The following is a 19,346-nucleotide window of genomic DNA, read 5'->3' as shown; positions in this document are numbered from 1 at the left end:
CCTGTGAAAACAGGCCGGGCTTTTTTGTTGTTTACATCATCCGGATCGGAGTGCGATTCCCTGTGGGAGCGGTGCTTGCCCGCGATAAGGCTAGACGCGATCTAAAGTGAACCGCATTCAGCCTTATCGCGGGCAAGCACCGCTCCCACAAGGGTCGCATTTCAACCCGGCAAATCATCTAGCCCTTGGGCAATCAACGCTGAAGTTCCTGCGGCGTCTCCTGCCCTGCGCAGCGCACGGCCTGCTTCCTGTTATTGATCAGGACACCTGACAGTCCCTTCTGCGACGTATCGAACAACACCAGCACGCCATCAATGCACTGCGCGACTTCGGCGGCGGGTGTGGCGGCGATTTTGTAGTCTTCGCCCGGCACGGTTTTGAGCATCGTGAACTCGTTCAGCAACAGCGCATCTTCAGGCTTGGCGAAGTGCAGATAGCCGTAATACCAAAGCGTACCCACCGTAACGAAGATCGTGCAGATACCCGTGATGATCAGGGGAATGGCGTTGCGCTCTTCGCTCATTTGCGGCTCTCAGGTGTTTCTTTTTCCGCTGGCTCCGGATAATTCGGCACTTCGCCCAGACGACGCAGACCATTGAAGTGCTGGGGATCTTCCAGATAGCGGATCATCACCTGTCGCCAGGTCGGGTCAGAGAACGTCTGCACATGCCCGCCACGGGTCAGTTGCAACACCCGTGGCAGCGGCGCGGCCTGATAGAGGCTGATGCCGTTGTCGAGCGGCACCAGAGTGTCGTCCATACTCTGGAATATCAACATCGGCGTCCCCTTCAATTTCGGCAGGCCATTGATGGCGCTGTCTGCGTCGGGGATCAGCCATGAAAGCGGCGTTTTAAATGGCCAGGTCAGCCATGAAGTCCCCAGCGTATAACGAGCTACTTTACGGTAGCTGGCGGGCGCACCATCGAGAATCAGCGCCTTGAGCCGCGAACGTTGCTGCGGATGCTCAGACAGGTAATGCACCCCCAACGCCCCGCCAATGCTTTGGCCGAGCACGACCAGCGGTTTGCCCTGCACTTCAGGGGCTTTGTTCAACCAGTCGAATGCCGCATCCACGTCCTGATAAATCGCAGGCAGGCTGGGCGCCCCCTGGGACAACCCATAGCCGCGATAGTCCAGGATCAAGACCTGATAACCCTGTTCCGGCAACCACCAGCTACCCCCCAGATGCCAAGCCAGATTGCCGCCATTGCCATGCAAGTGCAGAACCGTGCCTTTGACCTCGACGCCTTCTTTGGCAGGCAACCACCACGCATGCAACTGTGTGCCATCGGCAGCGGTAAGGGTGACGTCACGGTATTGCAGATGGGCCTTTTCCGGGGTGAACGGCAGACCGGGTTCCGGATAGAACAACATTGAGCTGCAGCCGTTCAGGGACAAGAGCAGCGTGAGGGTAATCAGGAATTTCAAGCGGGATTCCTTTTGTTTTCTTGATGCGGCTCTTATCGACAAAACAATTTGAATGGAAATGCACGTCCTGTAGGAGCTGCCGAAGGCTGCGATTGGATTCTAATGACACACCGCCTTCGCAGCCTTCGGCAGCTCCTACAAGAGATCTGAGGCGCTACAGAATATTGGAATAATCCGCTTCGATCCGGTCCAGGCTGAGGTGGTTCAGGAAGTTCGAGAAGCACATCCACGCCGACAGCGCGTTCATGTCACGGAACTGCTCGGGCAGGTACTTGGGCGGCACGACCAGACCTTCATCCACCAGTTGACGCAAGGTACGCATGTCCTCAAGGGTGGTTTTGCCACAGAACAGCAGCGGCACTTGTTCCAGCTTGCCCTTGCGCACGGCGAGCTGAATATAGTTGTAAACCATGATGAAACCTTTGAGGTAGGACAAGTCCTTGGTGAACGGCAAGCCATTGGGCACCGATCCGCGGAATACCCGGCTGGCATTGCCGTAGCTTTCAGACATGCCAAAACCTTGCTCACGGTAGAACTCGAACACCTGGAGGAAATCTGCGCCCTCTTCAGCCATGTGAATGGCACGCGTGCGGTTGGTCAACTTGCGCAATCGACTCGGGTAGGAGGCGAACGCAATGACCTCCATGAGGATCGCAAGGCCTTCCTGCGTCACCGTCGACGACGGCGGCCCTTTTGACAGGAAGGTACAAATCGGCTGATTCTGGCCATTCAGCGTGGTACCCACATGCACCAACCCTTCATGTACTTCCAGCGCACGGACATCGCGCTCGTTGAACATCGCGTCGGAGCGAATCTTGATGTAATCGGCGCCTGCCGCGGCATCGGCGACAATGCCGTCGGATTCGAAGACGCGAATGGTCTCCTCGGCCTCACCAAAAACCTTGTTCAGACGACTTTGCAGCAGAGACACCGCGTCTTTGGCCGTCAGGATTTTCGGCTCATCCTTGAGGTCACCGCGCCCGGCAATGTTATTGAGGTAGTCAGAAAGCATCAGCCCCAGATCAGCCAGGGTTGGATCACCGGCATGAAAAGCGTCGGACGCCGCGCCGTACAACTCCTGGGAGATCAGCCCGAAATCCGCAGTGCCTCGGGCTTCCAGCATGCGCACTACCATGCGGTATTCCTTGCACATGCGGCGCATGATCTGGCCAACCGGGTTGAACTGGCCCAACTGACGGGTAATGTCGCGCTCGATATTCTGGAACTCGAGCTTCAGTTCAGAAGAATCAAAACCCAAGGGCCGATTTTCATAGTAGGCGCGATCCACGGCGGGTAGCGCCTTGCCTTTTGCCGCAAGAAAATCCTTGCGCACCGTGTCGTCCCATTTCACCGCATCCAGAACCCGAATCGGCGTCTGGGCTGCGACGATACGATCCGACAACGTTCGAATAGTCTGCTGGTACTCGTCCACCCCATGCTCCTTGGTTACTGCGCCTTGGTTGGCCCTTGGTTGGTTGGGCGTGTGCCCTGCTCAGGCAGCCGCTGGTAACGCGCTACCTCGAGGAAAACATCAGAATTGGCCGGATCGTTCAGGTAACCGAACACTTGATCCAGAGGGCTCGTGATCAACAGCCCATCGTCTTTCCCTATTGGCATTTTTTCACCGCTGAGCGCCTTTTGCTCCACCCATTGATTGAAGCGATCCATATCCAGGTTGTAGACCACCAACTCGCCGGTTTGCGCCAGTTCAAAGCCTGCCATCACGAAATGGCCGCCATATTTTTCCGGCAACCCGGCACACAGATACCAGCGACTGCCATGCCGGGACACGGTAAAGGCGTATCCATCGCGGTGCTTGCGATCCCCCTTGCGATAGCTGACCGCCTTGTACTCGTTGCTGCCGGTCCGGCTGATTTCCAGCTCCAGCGGCTCGCCCCAGGCATTCTTGCTGCTCCAGTTACCCAGCAGTTGCGCCGGGGCTGCTTCGCGCGCAGGAATCGAATCCTTGAACGTCACAAGGCAGCCGCTCAACAGCAGGAACGACAAGGCGACAAGCAGACGCCAGGCTTTCATTAGCTACTCCCGAGAGGGGTTTTTCACTCGTCGAGGGGCTTTGTCGTGCCTAATACCAGATGCATCTGACGGGTGAGGATACCGAGGTTTTCTTTGTCCGCGTCGGGCTGCGGGCCATGTAGCAGACCTTGATACTCCATCCGACACATGACCCCCGTCAACACTTGTGCGTCCTGAAGCGGCTGAACCGAGCCCATCACCTCCAGAAGCCGGCAGGCACCATGCAGCAGAATGTCCCGATGCGCATCCACCAGACGGGCCAGTCGCGGGTTGATCAACGCCTCACAATGGAACGCATGTTCGGCAATCAGATAATCGCGGCGGGTCGACAGTTGGCGACGAATATATTCCATGGCCATGATCGCGATTTCATCGGCCAGACGTGAACGACCAACCGCGGTGCCGTCAGTACGATCCACCATTTCGCGCAAGGTGACTTCGGTACTTTCCCAGAGCTTGGCCATATAAGCGGCACTGCGCTCGACGTACTGGGAAAAAGCATCGGTGAGCAGGTCATCGATGTCCTTGAAGTAGTACGTGGTAGCCGAAAGGGGTACACCCGCCTCCGCAGCCACTGCACGGTGACGTACCGCACGCACGCCGTCACGGACCACGATGCGCATGGCGGCGTCGAGAATGTCCTGCCTGCGCTGTTCACTGCCCTGTCGACTTGCCTTGCGACCTTGATACTCGACACTTTGCACCACGGCGCTGGCAGCACCAGCAGCTCCATTTTGAGCAATCGAACGGGTCACGGTAGAAATTTCCTTTTTTTTACTTAACGACCATTTTTTAGGAGCTGCCGCAGGCTGCGAAGCGTTCATCCTGACACACCGCGATCGCAGCCTTCGGCAGCTCCTACAGGTCCAGTTAGCACTGTGTCGGGGACAAGAGCGATCTCCTACAGAAGATCTCAATTACATGTGGCCAAGATGCCATTTCCGCTGCCAATGTAAACCAACATGTCTGAACTGAAGCTTTCACGACCAGAATCGTCACGCAAAAAAAAGCCGCCCATCACAGGCGGCTCTTTTTTCACGTCACTTACGCTTGTGGGCGCATGTGCGGGAAGAGGATCACGTCGCGGATCGACGGGGCATTGGTCAGCAGCATGACCAGACGGTCGATGCCAATGCCTTCACCGGCAGTCGGCGGCATGCCGTATTCCAGCGCACGCACGAAGTCAGCGTCGTAGTGCATGGCTTCGTCATCGCCTGCGTCCTTGTCGGCCACCTGGGCCTGGAAGCGCTCGGCCTGATCTTCCGCGTCGTTCAACTCGGAGTAAGCGTTGGCAATTTCACGGCCACCGATGAACAGCTCGAAACGGTCAGTAACGTTCGGGTTTTCATCGTTGCGACGCGCCAGCGGAGACACTTCAAACGGGTACTGGGTGATGAAGTGCGGCTGCTCCAGTTTGTGCTCGACCAGCTCTTCGAAAATCATCACCTGCAGTTTGCCCAGACCTTCGAAGCCCAGCACCTTGGCGCCCGCCTTCTTGGCGATGGCGCGCGCCTTGTCGATGTCTTGCAGGTCAGCAGCGGTCAGATCCGGGTTGTACTTGAGGATCGAATCGAACACCGAGAGGCGCACGAACGGCTCACCGAAGTGGAACACCTTGTCGCCATACGGCACGTCGGTAGTGCCCAGAACCAGCTCCGCCAGTTCACGGAACAACTCTTCGGTCAGGTCCATGTTGTCTTCGTAGTCCGCGTACGCCTGATAGAACTCAAGCATGGTGAACTCTGGGTTGTGACGGGTCGAGACGCCTTCGTTACGGAAGTTGCGGTTGATCTCGAACACTTTCTCAAAGCCGCCAACCACCAGACGCTTCAAGTAAAGCTCAGGTGCGATACGCAGGAACATTTCCATGTCCAGCGCATTGTGGTGAGTCTCAAAAGGCTTGGCTGCTGCGCCGCCAGGGATGGTCTGCAGCATCGGCGTTTCGACTTCCAGGAAGTCGCGCTTCATCAGGAAGCTGCGGATGTGAGCGATGACTTGAGAACGCACACGGAAGGTATCACGCACTTCTTCATTGACGATGAGGTCAACGTAGCGCTGACGATAGCGCTGCTCGGTGTCGGTCAGGCCATGGTGCTTGTCCGGCAGCGGACGCAGGGATTTGGTCAGCAGACGCACGCTGGTCATTTCGACGTACAGGTCGCCCTTGCCCGAACGCGCCAGGGTGCCTTCGGCTGCGATGATGTCGCCCAGGTCCCAGGTTTTCACCGCGGCCAGGGTTTCTTCCGACAGAGTCTTGCGGTTGACGTAGACCTGGATGCGACCGGTCATGTCCTGAATCACCATGAACGAGCCACGGTTGAGCATGATGCGACCGGCAACCTTGACCGGGATCGCCGCTTCAGCCAGCTCTTCCTTGGTCTTGTCCACGTACTGTTTCTGCAGGTCATTGCAGTAGCTGTCGCGGCGGAAGTCGTTGGGGAAGGCCTGCCCCTTGGCGCGCTCGGCAGCAAGCTTTTCCTTGCGCAGGGCGATCAGGGTGTTTTCTTCCTGTTGCAGGGCTTGCGGGTCGAGTTGTTGGTCGCTCATGTCTTTAAATATTCCATCACAGGTTCGTTGCCCCCGCATTTGCACGGGGGTCTTGAAGATCAAGGCTGACGGGTTACAGCCCTTGTTTCAGGCTCGCGATCAGGTATTCATCGATGTCGCCATCCAGCACCTTGTCGCAGTCGCTGCGCTCGATGTTGGTCCGCAGATCCTTGATCCGCGAGGCGTCCAGCACGTAGGAACGGATCTGGTGACCCCAGCCGATATCGGACTTGGTATCTTCCAGCGCCTGGGAAGCAGCGTTGCGTTTCTGCACTTCCTGCTCATACAAGCGCGCCCGCAACATTTTCATCGCGGTGTCTTTGTTCGCGTGCTGGGAACGTTCGTTCTGGCAGCTCACCACCGTGTTGGTCGGTACGTGAGTAATCCGTACGGCCGAGTCAGTGGTGTTTACGTGCTGACCACCGGCACCGGACGAACGATAGGTATCGATACGCAGGTCCGACGGATTGATGTCGATTTCGATGTTGTCGTCGATTTCCGGAGAAACGAAGACGGCCGAGAACGAGGTGTGACGACGATTGCCGGAGTCGAACGGGCTCTTGCGCACCAGACGGTGAACGCCGATTTCGGTACGCAGCCAGCCAAAGGCGTATTCGCCCTTGATGTGCACGGTAGCGCCTTTGATACCGGCGACTTCACCCGCGGACAGCTCCATGATAGTCGCGTCGAAACCGCGTTTGTCAGCCCAGCGCAGGTACATGCGCAGCAGGATGTTGGCCCAGTCCTGTGCTTCAGTACCGCCGGAACCGGCCTGGATATCCAGGTAGGCGTTGTTAGGGTCCATCTCGCCGCTGAACATGCGACGGAATTCGAGCTTCTCCAGCGACGCACGCAGGCGCTCGACTTCGGCAGCCACGTCATCGACGGCAGCCTGGTCTTCTTCTTCGGCGGACATCAGCAACAGGTCTTTGGCATCAGCCAGACCGGAGGACATTTCATCCAGGGTTTCTACGATCTGGGCCAGCAGAGAACGCTCGCGGCCTAGTTCCTGGGCATAGCTGGGGTTGTTCCAGACATTTGGATCTTCGAGCTCACGGTTAACTTCGGTCAGACGATCATGTTTGTGATCGTAGTCAAAGATACCCCCGAATCGTTTCGGAGCGCTCGGACAGGTCCTTGATGCTGTTTAGGATCGGGTTGATTTCCATGGTGGGCAGCACTCGCAGGCGAAATTTTCAAAGCCGACGAGTATACCCGAGAGAACGAGATGAAGGCAGCCCGTTGGGCAATACTGTGGTGACCTTATCGTGGCGTAGGTATCTACTACACATCTTTTCCATGCAGGTTTTACATGCAGGATTTTTGTGTACATATCAATAACCGCGTTAATGGCTTCTATTGGTTGCGCTTTTACAGCGCCTCACTTTTGAAAGGAGCCCAAAAGTAAGCAAAAGGCTCTTGCCCCACCACTCGGCACCTCGCTAGTGCTCGGTGTACCCGCCCGCAGATCCTGAACCGTGGGCCGCCGCAATGGGCCATCCATGGCCCGGTGCGGCTAACCCGGCGTCCTGCCGGGTTGCCCACGGTTCAGAATCTGCGTTCGGCCAGCGTGGTTTAACGGGGCGCCCAAGATCAAAATCAAAAGCACGGCGGCCTGACAGCCGACCTGATGCGTGAACTTTCCGGGTTTCTGTAGGAGCTGCCGAAGGCTGCGAAGCGGTGTGTCAGATGATGTATTCGTTAGCTGTGCTGACGTCTCGCGAACAAGTTCGCTCCTACCGGTCCGGGGTGAAATCGCTGCGTTTGATCTGCTTTTGATTTTGATCTTAAGCGCCCCGTTAAACCACGCCGGCCGGAATTCGACATTGCTGTGTGGGGCAAACCGGCAGGGATGCCGGGTTAGCCGCCTCAGGCCATGGATGGCCGGTGGCGGCGGCCCCACGCAGCAATGTCGGATTACGGGTATGCCGAGCGACAGCGAGGCACCAAGTGGTGGGGCAAGAGCGTTTTGGTTACTTTTGCGCTTCTCAAAAGTGACGCGCTGTAAAAGCGCAACCAATATCAGCCATTACCGCGGTAACGGATATGTACACAGATACAGAATTTATCTAGATACCTATGCTCGCCCGCGAGGCAGTCACCACAATTCCCCCCCTACGCCACCGAAACCTGATTACGCCCATTATGCTTGGCCGCATAAAGCCCCTTGTCCGCCTCCTGAATCAACTGACGGCTGTTGCTGCCAGGCTGTGGGACGATGGTCGATACGCCAATACTGACGGTCAACGAAGCACCCGGTGTCGGCGCGATGTGCGGGATGTTCATGCCGGCGACGGTCATGCGCAATTTCTCGGCCAGCAGACGTGCACCACCCGGCGACGTGTTGGGCAGGACCAACGCGAACTCTTCCCCACCATAGCGCGCAGGCAGGTCCGAAGGGCGAGCTGAACTGGCGCGAATGGCCTTGGCCACCTGACGCAGCGCTTCGTCGCCTTCCAGATGGCCGAAGTTGTCGTTGTACGCCTTGAAGAAATCCACATCGATCATCATCAACGACAATTGGGTCTGATCGCGTGTCGCACGACGCCACTCAAGCTCCAGGTACTCATCGAAATGGCGTCGGTTGGACAAGCCCGTCAAACCGTCAGAGTTCATCAGGCGTTGCAGCACGAGGTTAGTATCGAGCAACTGCTGCTGACTCACGCGCAAGGCGCGGTAAGCTTCGTCACGTTGCAACAGGGTCATGTAAGAGCGTGAGTGGTAACGAATGCGCGCTACCAACTCGATCGTGTCCGGGAGTTTGACCAGATAATCATTGGCACCGGCAGAGAACGCCGCGCTCTTGATCATCGGGTCTTCCTTGGTCGAGAGCACGATGATCGGAATATCTTTGGTCAGCGGATTATTGCGGTACTCGCGCACCAGCGTCAGGCCGTCCAGGCCCGGCATGACCAGATCCTGCAGGATGACCGTAGGCTTTATCTGAATCGCCTGAGCAATGGCCTGATGCGGATCGGCGCAAAAATGGAAGTCGATACGCTCTTCGTTGGCCAACCCACGCCTGACCGCTTCGCCGATCATGGCCTGATCATCGACCAGGAGCACCATGGCCGAGTTTTCGTCATCTGGCTGGAGGGAGTCCAGCAGAAAATCATTCATTCAAGAACTCCTGTCCAACGCCTGATGGTGAATTCGCCTGAACACTCATTGGGCGAACACCTCTTTCAAACGCATCGAAATAGTCTCCAGCGGTTTGATCTCAACCGCCGCATCAATGGCCGCAGCCGCTTTGGGCATGCCGTACACCGCACAGGACTGTTGATCCTGAGCGATGGTCAAATAACCTTGCTGGCGCATGAGTTTGAGGCCTTGAGCCCCATCGCGTCCCATGCCCGTCAGCAAAACACCTACTGCATCTCCGGTCCAGTAACGCGCCACGCTTTCGAAAAAAACGTCGATCGATGGCCGATAGATTTCATTGACCGGCTCTGCCGTATAAGCCAGCGTGCCGTTCTTGAGTAAACGAATGTGGTGATTGGTGCCCGCCAGCAACACCGTGCCAGGACGCGGCGGTTCGCCTTCCTGAGCCAGCCGCACCGGCAGCCCTGAGGAACTGCTGAGCCATTCAGCCATTCCAGCCGCGAAGACCTGATCCACGTGCTGCACCAGCACGATGGCTGCCGGAAAATTTACCGGCAAGCCTTTCAGCAATATCTCCAGCGCTGCAGGCCCGCCTGCCGACGAACCGATGGCCACCAATTGCTGACGCTGACTACTGGCACGTAGCGGTGCCGAGACAACCGGTTCAGAGCGCTGCTCGGGGCGCATCAACCAGCCAATATTGAGGATCTTGCGCAACAGAGGCGCGGCGGCATCCCTGGGATTGCCTGCGCCGATGGCGGGCGTGTCCACGACATCCAGTGCACCATGCCCCATGGCCTCAAACACCCGGTGCATATTCTGCTGGCGGTCTACGGTGACGATCACGATGGCGCACGGCGTTGCAGCCATGATCTGCCGCGTGGCTTCAACGCCATCCATGACCGGCATGATCAGGTCCATCAGAATGACGTCCGGAACCAGTTCGGCGCATTTGCGCACCGCTTCCGCTCCATTGCCCGCCACCCACACCACTTCGTGCAAAGGCTCCAGAGCCACCGCCCGACGCAAGGCCTCGACTGCCATGGGCATGTCATTGACGATCGCGATCTTCATGCCTGAGCATCCCCAATCAATTCAGCAACGGCATCGAGTAACGCGTCGTCATGGAAACTGGCCTTGGCAAGATAGTAATCGGCCCCGGCATCCAGACCACGACGGCGATCTTCTTCGCGGTCTTTATAGGAAACGACCATTACTGGCAGGGATTGCAATCGAGTATCCCGGCGTACCAGCGTGACCAATTCGATACCGTCCATGCGGGGCATGTCGATATCTGTAATGAGCAAATCGAAATCTTCTGCGCGCAATGCATTCCAGCCATCCATACCGTCCACGGCAACGGCCACTTCGTAGCCGCGATTGACCAGTAACTTGCGCTGCAACTCACGTACCGTCAACGAATCGTCGACCACCAGCACACGTTTGCGCGATACAGCGTCAATCTGCCGGTTGCGCCGGTCGATGCGCTCCAGACGTCCGGTGTTGAGCAACTTCTCCACTGAGCGCAGCATATCCTCGACGTCGATGATCAGCACCGCCGAGCCATCGTCAAGCAAGGCACCCGCGGCGATGTCCTGGACCTTGCCCAACCGAGGATCAAGGGGCAACACAACGAGCGTGCGCTCGCCAATGAATCGCTCGACGGCAACGCCGTAAACCGCATCACGCTCGCGGATCACCACCACTTTGAGCACACCTTCGGTATTCTGGCTTGCTGGCCGATTCAGCAGCTGGCTGGCGGCGACCAGACCGACGTGCCGCTCTTCATGCCAGAAATGCTGACGCCCTTCGAGCTGGACAATATCGTCGCTGTGCACATCGCTCATGCGTTCAATGTGCGCCAACGGGAATGCATAGGCTTCGCCGCCGACCTCCACCACCAGACTGCGTACCACCGACAGGGTCAACGGCACTTCCATCACAAACCGGGTGCCTTTGTTTGCCTGTTGATCGGCAAAGACCACGCCGCGCAGTTGACGAACCATGTCATGGACAGCATCGAGGCCGACGCCACGTCCGGAAATCTCGGTGACTTTGTCTTTCAAGCTGAAACCGGGCAGAAACAGGAACGTCAGCAGTTCTTCTTCGCTCAATTGCGACGCTGTTTCAGCAGGCGACAATTGGCGTTTGATGATGTTGCTGCGTAGCCGCTCAAGATCAACGCCGCCGCCGTCATCGCTGAGCTCGACCTGCAACTGGCCCGCTTGATGGGACGCCTTGAGGCGGATCAGCCCTTCCGCTGGTTTACCTGCAGCCAGGCGCGTTTCAGGGAGCTCGATGCCGTGGTCCACGGCGTTGCGCAACAGATGGGTCAGCGGCGCTTCGAGCTTCTCCAGCACATCGCGGTCTACCTGGGTTTTTTCCCCTTCGATTTCCAGCCGGACCTGCTTGCCCAGCTCGCGCCCGAGATCACGCACCATGCGCGCCTGACCGGCGAGAACATCGGCAAACGGTCGCATCCGGCAAGCCAGCGCGGTGTCATAGAGCTCCTGCGCTCGCTGCCCCGCCACCCAGCCAAACTCGTCCAGTTCTGCGGTCTGGTTGACCAGCATTTGTTGAGCTTCGGCAAGCAGGCGACGCGCTTCGTCCAGGGCTTTTTGCGCATCCGGGCCAAGACCGGCTTCACCAAAACTGGCCTCAAGATCGTCCAGCGCGCGGCTGCTGCCGGTCTGGATACGCTTGAGCCGTTGCATATTGGCCAGGTAAGGCTTGATGCGTTGCGTCTCGACCAGCGACTTGCTGGACAGATCCAGCAAGCTGTTCAGTCGCTCGGCTGTCACCCGCAGCACGCGCTCGCCACCCTCGGATGCCCGACGGTTACGCCGCATGGCGGGCGCAGCAGGTTCAGCCGGGCCTTCGTCAACAGACGACATGGGCGCTGACACTGGCGGAGCAGTAACAACGGACGCCGGACTTTCGTCAGGAAGATTGAGTGCGAGCAGCGGATCAAGACCGGACGGCGCTGATTGCGTCAGCGCCATTGCGCTCGCCAACAAGGCATCGTCAGCGGACGGGGTTGATAATGTCGTACTACGCACCATACCGCTGCCCTGAGCCATCAGGGTATTCATGCGCTCCACATAGGCGTCGATATCGGCCTGCGCGACATTGCTCACGCCAGGCGTCGCGATGCGCATCAACAGGTCAGTGCCCTGCAGCAAGGCGTCGATATGTTCGGGCTGCAGGTACAGACGACCTTCCTGAGCGCTGACCAGGCAATCTTCCATCACATGGGCAACGCTGACACCGAAATGAACACCAACGATACGCGCCGCGCCTTTGAGGGAGTGGGCGGCACGCATGCAGGCTTCCAGGTGATCAGCCTGGGTCGGGTCTCGCTCAAGGGCCAGCAGACCGCCGCTCAGCACTTGGGTCTGGGCTTCAGCCTCAAGGGTGAACAGCTCGAACAGCGAGGCATCGCGCATTTCATCTGGCGTCATGAAAGGCTCCGGTTGATCGCCGACAACAGTTGTTCTTCATCGAGCAGGCGCAGGCTGTAATCTTTCCACTGCAAGACGCCTCGGGTAAAACGGGCGTTCGCGTGAGTCCCGGAAGTCGAAGCCGAGTCCAGCAGGTGTTCTTCGATGGCATGGATACCGTGGACCTCATCTACCGGCACCACCACCGGACCGCCTTCAGCGGCAACGATAAGCATGCGCGGCATGATCCGGCTCGATTGCGCGGGCACAACTGTAGTATCCAGACCCAACAACTCCACAAGCGAAAGACAGGCAACCAGTGCACCCCGCACATTGGCCACGCCGAGCAGTGCCCGGGAGCGCTGATGCGGCAGCGAATGAATAGCTTGCAGTGGTGCAATTTCCGCCAGGCAGCGAGTGGGGAAACCCAGCCACTCTTCCCCCAGACGGAAAACCAGAATCGAGCGCGTTTTGGTCCTGACCTGAAAATCGGCCCCTTGCACATGATCGTGATCGCCTCGGGTCAGCGCATAGCGATCCAGCAAGCTGGTGGCTGCGGCAGCGTAGACCGGGCAGTTACGGCAATGGATATGTTCGACCAGCAATGGGCACGAGCGATCGCCATGAATGCCGATGCGATTCCAGCAGTCATCAATGGCCTGGGCATCTTCGTGGATGAAGCTCGAATAGCTGTAGATTCTGTTCATCGCGGGCTACCTTGCTTGTTCACACTGCGGGCCGCACGCTCATTGAGTCTGCGTGCACCGGCGCTATCGCCCTGGGCCGCCAGCAATGCAGCAAGTTGCGCCAATGCCTCTGGGTGTTGCGGCTGCAAATAAAGCGCCTTGCGATAAAAGCCCTGAGCCTGGACATTCCCGCCTTCGACCTCACTGAGCAACCCCAGCCAGTAAAACACCTGTGCCACGGGCTCATGGCTTTTCAGAAAACGCTCGCAGGCAGCGCGTGCTTCAGCGCTTTTGCCTTCGTTGGCGAGGCTGGCGATGGTGCCGAGCAATGTCGCAATGTCGTCCTTGCCCGTTGCCGTCATGCCGCTCCCCATTGCAACGGACGGTGATCTTTGCGTAGACGCAAGCGACACGGTGGTCGGTCGCGGCGGAGTGCGCGAAACGCTTCGCGGGTTGAAACCCGGCGGGATAATTGAACTGCGCGACGAGGGTTCAGCGAACAGCGATACGGGCTCTTCCGGCGCGGTGTAATGACTGAACGCAAAAGTCTGGGGAATACCAATCGAGCGCATGCCCATGCGCGTCAACAAGCTGCCTTCGGCAGGGCCGATAAACAGAATGCCGTCATCGCGGGTCAAGCGTTTGAGCACCTCGAACACATGCTTCTGCGTGGGCTGATCAAAATAGATCAGCAAATTACGGCAGAACACAAAGTCGTAGGCCGTCTGGTTTGTCAGGGCCGGATCAAGCAAGTTGCCCGCGCGAAAAGTGATCCGTTCACGCACCCGGTCCTGCAGCTCAAAACCGTCTTCGGTCGCGTTGAAATAACGATCGCGATAGGAAATGTCATCGCCGCGAAACGAGTTTTTACCGTACACCCCACGCTGTGCGCGTTGAATCGATATCGGGCTGATATCCATTGCATCAATTGTGAACTGCGCTGCCAGCGCACCGGCATCCAGCAAGGCCATGGCGATGGAATAAGGTTCTTCACCTGTTGAGCACGGCAGGCTGAGGATACGAATTGGCCGCACGCCGTTCAGCCCGGCAATACGCGCTTTAGCGAGCTGTCCTAACGAAACGAAGGATTCCGGATAGCGAAAAAACCAGGTCTCGGGAACGATGACAGCCTCGATCAACGCCTGCTGCTCATCCGCCGACGACTGCAGAAGCTGCCAGTAAGCGTCACTGTCGATGACCTTGGTGGCCAGGTAGCGCTGACGAACCGCACGCTCGACGATCGCCTCTCCCACGGAAGCAACATCAAGGCCGATGCGGTCCTTGAGAAAACCGAAGAAGCGCGCCTCTTGACTCATAGCGCCTCCTCAATCATTTCAGATGCCGGGGGCTGCGCCGGATAGAGCAGCTCACGGACCTGATCACTGAGCAGGTCCTGAACGCGGATCCACTGCACAAGCCCTGACGCGTCTTCGCGTACCGGCCCCAGATAGGAGGCATCGGGATTGTCCAGGCCGTACTCCTTGAACTCGTCTGGCGCACAGCGCAGCATGTCGGTGGCTTGCTCGATAATCAGCCCGAGCAGGCGCTTCGGCTGCCCGGCATCAGCCTGATAATGCACCAACACCAGGCGCGTGCTGGTTCGCGACTTGGCGATCTGGCCGAAAGCCAACGCCGCAAGGTCAATCACGGGGATCATATCGCCGCGATGGGCCAACACCCCCGCAACCCACTGCGGCGCCTGGGCAATGACCTTGAGCGGCAGGCGCGGCAGCACTTCGGCGATTTGCAGCGCCTCCAGTGCATAGCGCTCATCGCCGATACGAAACAGCAGGAACAGCTTGTTTTTCGGCACCACCGAGGAGCTGCCGCGACTGACCGGTTGATCGCTCATGGTCAGTACTCAGACTTTGAAACGCGAAACGCCGCTGCGCAGACCGACCGCCACCTGACTCAACTCATCAATGGCAAAACTGGCCTGACGCAAGGACTCCACCGTCTGGCTACTGGCATCGCCCAATTGCACAAGCGCCTGATTGATCTGCTCGGCACCGGTGGCCTGGGCCTGCATGCCTTCGTTGACCATCAACACTCGAGGTGCCAACGCCTGCACCTGATGAATAATCTGCGTCAACTGTTCGCCCACCTGAGTGACTTCGAACATACCGCGGCGGACTTCCTCGGAGAACTTGTCCATGCCCATCACGCCGGCAGACACCGCCGACTGGATCTCACGGACCATCTGCTCAATGTCGTAAGTCGCCACGGCCGTCTGGTCAGCCAGACGACGCACTTCTGTCGCGACGACGGCAAAACCACGGCCGTACTCACCGGCCTTCTCCGCTTCAATAGCGGCGTTGAGCGACAGCAGGTTGGTCTGGTCAGCGACCTTGACGATGGTCACGACCACCTGATTGATGTTGCCAGCCTTCTCATTGAGGATCGCCAGTTTGGCGTTGACCAGATCCGCCGCGCCCATCACCTGGTGCATGGTGTCTTCCATACGTGCCAGGCCCTGCTGACCGGAACCGGCAAGGATCGAAGCCTGATCAGCAGCACTGGTCACTTCGGTCATGGTGCGAACCAGATCCCGGGAAGTGGCAGCAATTTCCCGGGACGTCGCGCCAATTTCAGTAGTAGTCGCGGCGGTTTCGGTAGCCGTGGCCTGCTGCTGCCGGGAAGTGGCAGCAATCTCGGTGACGGATGTCGTGACCTGTACCGAGGAGCGCTGAGCCTGGGAAACGAGGCCAGTCAGCTCGGTCATCATGTCATTGAAACCGGTTTCCACTGCGCCGAATTCGTCTTTGCGATCCAGATTGAGCCGTTTGCTCAAGTCGCCGGTGCGCATGGTTTCCAGGATGCTGACGATGCGCTGCATCGGCGACATGATCGAACGCATCAGCAACAGTCCGCATGATGTCGCAGCGATAATCGCGATGAGCAGAGAAAGCCCCATGCTGATTTTTGCGCCGGTAACAGCGACGACAATTCGGTCCGTCGCGTCATCAGCTACTTTTTTGTTGATGACGATGATGTCGTTAAGTTGCTTACGACCCAGCGTCCAGACTGGTCTGGTCTGATCGTAAAACTCGGTCTTGGCTTTTATATAGTCGCCGCGCTGGAAACTGGTATGCACGTCATTGAGCAGGCGCGTGTAAGTCTCACGCTGCCGCTCGAAGTCAGTGAAATTCGCGCGGTCGTTATCGTCAAAGATGGTTTGCTTATAGTTGTCGACCTGCTGTTGAAGGCGCGCCTCGAAATCCTTGAACTGGTCTTTTTCCGGGCCGGTCAACTCACGCCCCTCCCCTTCACCGATCAGCTCAAGAGTCCGAATGTAACTTTCACCCCAAGCGCTGCGCAGCAGGGTGCTGTAGTACACGCCTGGAAGTGCATCGAGGCGAACTTCTTCTTCACTGGACTGAATGGATAGCAGGCGGGAAAACGACACGATAACCATCATGAGCATGATGGCGATAATTACGGCGAAACTCGCCAAGATCCGTTGGCGTAAGGTCCAGTTCTTCACGGTCATCCCTCAAGAGTTCAACACCGGACTTCACGCCGGGTTCAAGAAGCGGACCGATGAGCGGCCCAACGCGGCCTGAGTATAGCCCAGGCTCTGACGAACTAAGGGGGTTGTTTCAGAGATAAATTAGGGTTATTCCCACGAAATCCAGAGAATTTTCTTACAGGCCTTGGGTATTCGGATGAGTGCAGGGGTTAGATGTGGTGTTGCAGATGGGTGGTTGGGCCAGCTTTACGCAGGAACTGTGGGAGATTCTATGTCTCCTCACAAACCCGAAGATTGATCGCAACCCCGTAGGACCGGCTTCAGCCGCGAGGGCAATAGTCCTGGGGATGGATTTTTAGCGGATGTACTGACGTCCTCCCGGCTAAAGCCGGTCCTACGAGAGCGCGCAGGAACTGTGGGAGCGAGGCTTGCCCGCGATACATGAGACGCGGCTGAAAGGCATACCGCGTTGTCATTTGCTGCGAGCAAGCACAACCGACTGCTTTTAAACCTGCGCCTGACGCACCTGTATTTCCAGCTCAGCCTTCAATGCAGGTGCCAGCTTCAGTTGACGGGCCAGTTCGTCCAGATACACACGCTCCATGAACTGTTCTTCGTCCACCATCATCACACTGGCAATATACATTTCTGCCGCCATCTCCGGCGTTTTCGCGGCACGCGCGACTTCGACCGGGTCCAGAGGCTTGTGCAGTTCGGCGTGCAGCCATTGCTGCAACTCCTGATCACCGGTCAGTTTGGTAAATTCACCTTCGATCAGCTCACGTTCACGCTCATCGACATGACCATCGGATTTGGCTGCGGCGACCAATGCGCGAAGGATTGCCTGACTGTGCTCCTCGACTTGCTCCGGTGGCAGACGGTCAATGGTCTGTGGCTCGCCCTGCCCGGCCAGGCCCTGCTTGGCCTGCCAGTTGCCATACGCCTTGTACGCAATAACACCCAGGGCGGCCAGGCCACCATAAGTCAGCACTTTGCCGCCAATTTTGCGCCCGCCCTTGCTGCCCAGCAGAAAACCCATGGCGCCGGAAGCCAGGGCACCACCGCCCGCACCTGACAACAGGCTGCTCAAACCACCGCCACCAGCACCGCCCAACAAACCACCCAGGCCGCCCGCAGCAGAGGATTTCTTGCCGCCTTGCTGATGCCCGGCACCACCGGCCTTGTTCTGCAACATCTCCTGGCCGGATTTAAGAAGTTGGTCGAGTAAGCCACGCGTGTTCATGGAAAGCCTCCACAGACTTTTTCATTCGATTGGGTACACGGCAGAGTAAAACGAAGTGTGTCATGGCTGGAGAGTCGGAGTGCTTCCGGATGTTGCAACGAAGACGTGGGACCGGCTTTAGCCGGGAAAGCGGTATGTCCACCAATACAAATGTACCGGCGGTACTGGCCCTTTCCCGGCTAAAGGCGGTCCCACGCCATCATGCTTGCGGGCAAGCACCGACGCCCATCACACACTAATCCCGCAAATCAGACTCATGGATCGGCTGATCACGATGGGTAGCACGCTGATACTGCGCAGGCCAGGTTGCCTTGCGGCCGCCGAGGTCATCATCGGCATGCAACGGCCAGTAAGGATCACGCAGCAGTTCACGGGCGAGAAGGATGATATCGGCCTGCCCGGTGCGCAGGATGTGCTCGGCCTGAGCCGGTTCGGTGATCATGCCCACGGTGCCCGTCGGCATCTCCGACTCCTTGCGAACCCGTTCGGCGAAGCGCGTCTGATAACCCGGACCCACAGGGATTTCAGCATTGGCTGAAGTGCCGCCCGACGACACGTCGATAAGGTCAACACCCAGCTCTTTCAAGCGGCGCGCCAGTTCAACGGTTTCATCCGGGTTCCAGCCATCTTCCACCCAGTCAGTGGCGGACACTCGCACAAACAAAGGCAACTCTTCAGGCCAGACCGCACGTACAGCTTGAGTCACTTCAAGCGTCAGGCGAATACGATTTTCAAATGAACCGCCGTATTTGTCCTGACGCTGATTGCTCAGCGGCGACAGGAACTGGTGCAACAGATAACCGTGGGCGGCATGGACTTCCACGACCTTGAACCCGGCCGTGAGCGCCCGCTTTGCAGAGGCCACGAAGGCTTGAATGACGTCCTGAATCTGCGCCTCGCTCAATTGCACCGGCGCCGTGTGCTTGGGATCGAAGGCAATCGGCGATGGCCCCCAAGGAGTCCAGCCGCCTTCTTCGGCTTTGATGCTGCCCGACTTGCCCAGCCACGGCCGCCAAGTGCTGGCCTTGCGTCCGGCGTGGGCGAGCTGAATCCCTGCAACCACGCCTTGAGCGTTGATGAAGCGGGTGATTCGCTGCAAGCCTTCGATCTGCTCATCGTTCCACAGGCCAAGGTCTTCAGGCGTGATTCTGCCGTCTTTGGTGACCGCAACAGCCTCGGTAAAGACAAGGCCAGCACCGCCCACTGCGCGGCTGCCAAGGTGGACCAGATGCCAGTCGTTCGTCAGGCCATCGACCGCTGAGTACTGACACATCGGGGATACCGCAATGCGGTTGCGCAAGGTTAGCTGGCGTAAGGTGTAGGGTTCTAACAACAAGCTCATGGGAACCTCTCAGGCTGTAATAGGCAGCAAGGCACGCGATAAAAAACGTGCCTGA

At 58.0% G+C, this 19,346-nt stretch carries 15 protein-coding genes and 2 pseudogenes; all 17 read right to left on the bottom strand.

Annotated features, from left to right (window positions below; translation table 11 throughout):
- Positions 1-193: 193 nt before the first annotated feature.
- The 17 genes and pseudogenes from CKW31_RS10840 to CKW31_RS10765 all read right to left on the bottom strand — a co-directional run bounded on the left by CKW31_RS10840 (position 194) and on the right by CKW31_RS10765 (position 19,291).
- The gene (locus CKW31_RS10840) at positions 194-523 is read right to left on the bottom strand and encodes a hypothetical protein (protein ID WP_095094400.1); all 330 of its coding nucleotides are present in this window, start codon (positions 521-523) and stop codon (positions 194-196) included.
- Complete coding sequence (locus tag CKW31_RS10835) at positions 520-1,374, bottom strand: alpha/beta hydrolase (protein ID WP_176469858.1); 855 nt, start codon at positions 1,372-1,374, stop codon at positions 520-522. Before CKW31_RS10835 ends, CKW31_RS10840 begins: the two co-directional genes overlap by 4 nt.
- 208 nt (positions 1,375-1,582) lie before the next feature.
- Positions 1,583-2,860, bottom strand: coding sequence for a flavohemoglobin expression-modulating QEGLA motif protein (locus tag CKW31_RS10830; RefSeq protein WP_027897880.1), 1,278 nt, complete (start codon positions 2,858-2,860; stop codon positions 1,583-1,585).
- Positions 2,861-2,874: 14 nt separating this feature from the next.
- On the bottom strand, positions 2,875-3,462 hold the full coding sequence (locus CKW31_RS10825; RefSeq protein WP_095094396.1) for a hypothetical protein: 588 nt from the start codon (positions 3,460-3,462) through the stop codon (positions 2,875-2,877).
- A gap of 23 nt (positions 3,463-3,485) precedes the next feature.
- A complete protein-coding gene (locus CKW31_RS10820) occupies positions 3,486-4,217 on the bottom strand; it encodes a TetR family transcriptional regulator (protein ID WP_187521530.1) in 732 nt (243 codons plus the stop codon).
- Positions 4,218-4,506: 289 nt separating this feature from the next.
- Positions 4,507-6,009 carry a lysine--tRNA ligase gene (gene lysS / locus CKW31_RS10815; RefSeq protein ID WP_095094393.1) on the bottom strand — a complete coding sequence of 501 codons (1,503 nt, stop codon included), beginning with the start codon at positions 6,007-6,009 and terminating at the stop codon, positions 4,507-4,509.
- A gap of 73 nt (positions 6,010-6,082) precedes the next feature.
- Positions 6,083-7,178 (bottom strand): peptide chain release factor 2 gene (prfB, locus tag CKW31_RS10810; protein ID WP_122396168.1). Its coding sequence is split into 2 segments (ribosomal slippage): positions 6,083-7,105 and positions 7,107-7,178, totalling 1,095 coding nucleotides; the frame shifts between segments, so codons are not numbered across the junction.
- A gap of 946 nt (positions 7,179-8,124) precedes the next feature.
- Entirely contained in the window at positions 8,125-9,129 is a 1,005-nt protein-coding gene (locus tag CKW31_RS10805; RefSeq protein ID WP_095094389.1) for a PleD family two-component system response regulator, read from the bottom strand.
- Between the two features lie 45 nt (positions 9,130-9,174).
- Positions 9,175-10,185, bottom strand: coding sequence for a chemotaxis response regulator protein-glutamate methylesterase (locus CKW31_RS10800; protein ID WP_095094387.1), 1,011 nt, complete (start codon positions 10,183-10,185; stop codon positions 9,175-9,177).
- The gene (locus CKW31_RS10795; RefSeq protein WP_095094384.1) at positions 10,182-12,572 is read right to left on the bottom strand and encodes a hybrid sensor histidine kinase/response regulator; all 2,391 of its coding nucleotides are present in this window, start codon (positions 12,570-12,572) and stop codon (positions 10,182-10,184) included. The genes CKW31_RS10800 and CKW31_RS10795 overlap by 4 nt, the downstream gene beginning before the upstream one ends.
- Complete coding sequence (locus CKW31_RS10790) at positions 12,569-13,258, bottom strand: chemotaxis protein CheW (RefSeq protein ID WP_095094382.1); 690 nt, start codon at positions 13,256-13,258, stop codon at positions 12,569-12,571. Before CKW31_RS10790 ends, CKW31_RS10795 begins: the two co-directional genes overlap by 4 nt.
- A pseudogene (locus tag CKW31_RS30340) lies at positions 13,255-13,566 on the bottom strand (tetratricopeptide repeat protein); the annotation flags it as partial. The gene CKW31_RS10790 and the pseudogene CKW31_RS30340, both read right to left, overlap by 4 nt.
- A gap of 182 nt (positions 13,567-13,748) precedes the next feature.
- A pseudogene (locus CKW31_RS30335) lies at positions 13,749-14,553 on the bottom strand (protein-glutamate O-methyltransferase CheR); the annotation flags it as partial.
- Positions 14,550-15,089: a chemotaxis protein CheW gene (locus CKW31_RS10780; RefSeq protein WP_095094378.1), complete on the bottom strand. Its 540-nt coding sequence runs from the start codon at positions 15,087-15,089 to the stop codon at positions 14,550-14,552. The pseudogene CKW31_RS30335 and the gene CKW31_RS10780, both read right to left, overlap by 4 nt.
- Before the next feature lie 9 nt (positions 15,090-15,098).
- On the bottom strand, positions 15,099-16,721 hold the full coding sequence (locus tag CKW31_RS10775) for a methyl-accepting chemotaxis protein (protein WP_095094493.1): 1,623 nt from the start codon (positions 16,719-16,721) through the stop codon (positions 15,099-15,101).
- A gap of 490 nt (positions 16,722-17,211) precedes the next feature.
- The gene (locus CKW31_RS10770) at positions 17,212-17,949 is read right to left on the bottom strand and encodes a tellurite resistance TerB family protein (RefSeq protein ID WP_095094376.1); all 738 of its coding nucleotides are present in this window, start codon (positions 17,947-17,949) and stop codon (positions 17,212-17,214) included.
- 235 nt (positions 17,950-18,184) lie between these two features.
- The gene (locus tag CKW31_RS10765) at positions 18,185-19,291 is read right to left on the bottom strand and encodes an NADH:flavin oxidoreductase/NADH oxidase (protein ID WP_095094374.1); all 1,107 of its coding nucleotides are present in this window, start codon (positions 19,289-19,291) and stop codon (positions 18,185-18,187) included.
- Positions 19,292-19,346 lie beyond the last annotated feature (55 nt).

Source organism: Pseudomonas sp. Irchel 3A5 (assembly GCF_900187575.1).
GTDB lineage: Bacteria > Pseudomonadota > Gammaproteobacteria > Pseudomonadales > Pseudomonadaceae > Aquipseudomonas > Aquipseudomonas folii.
This window is presented reverse-complemented; position numbering and strand designations above follow the sequence as displayed.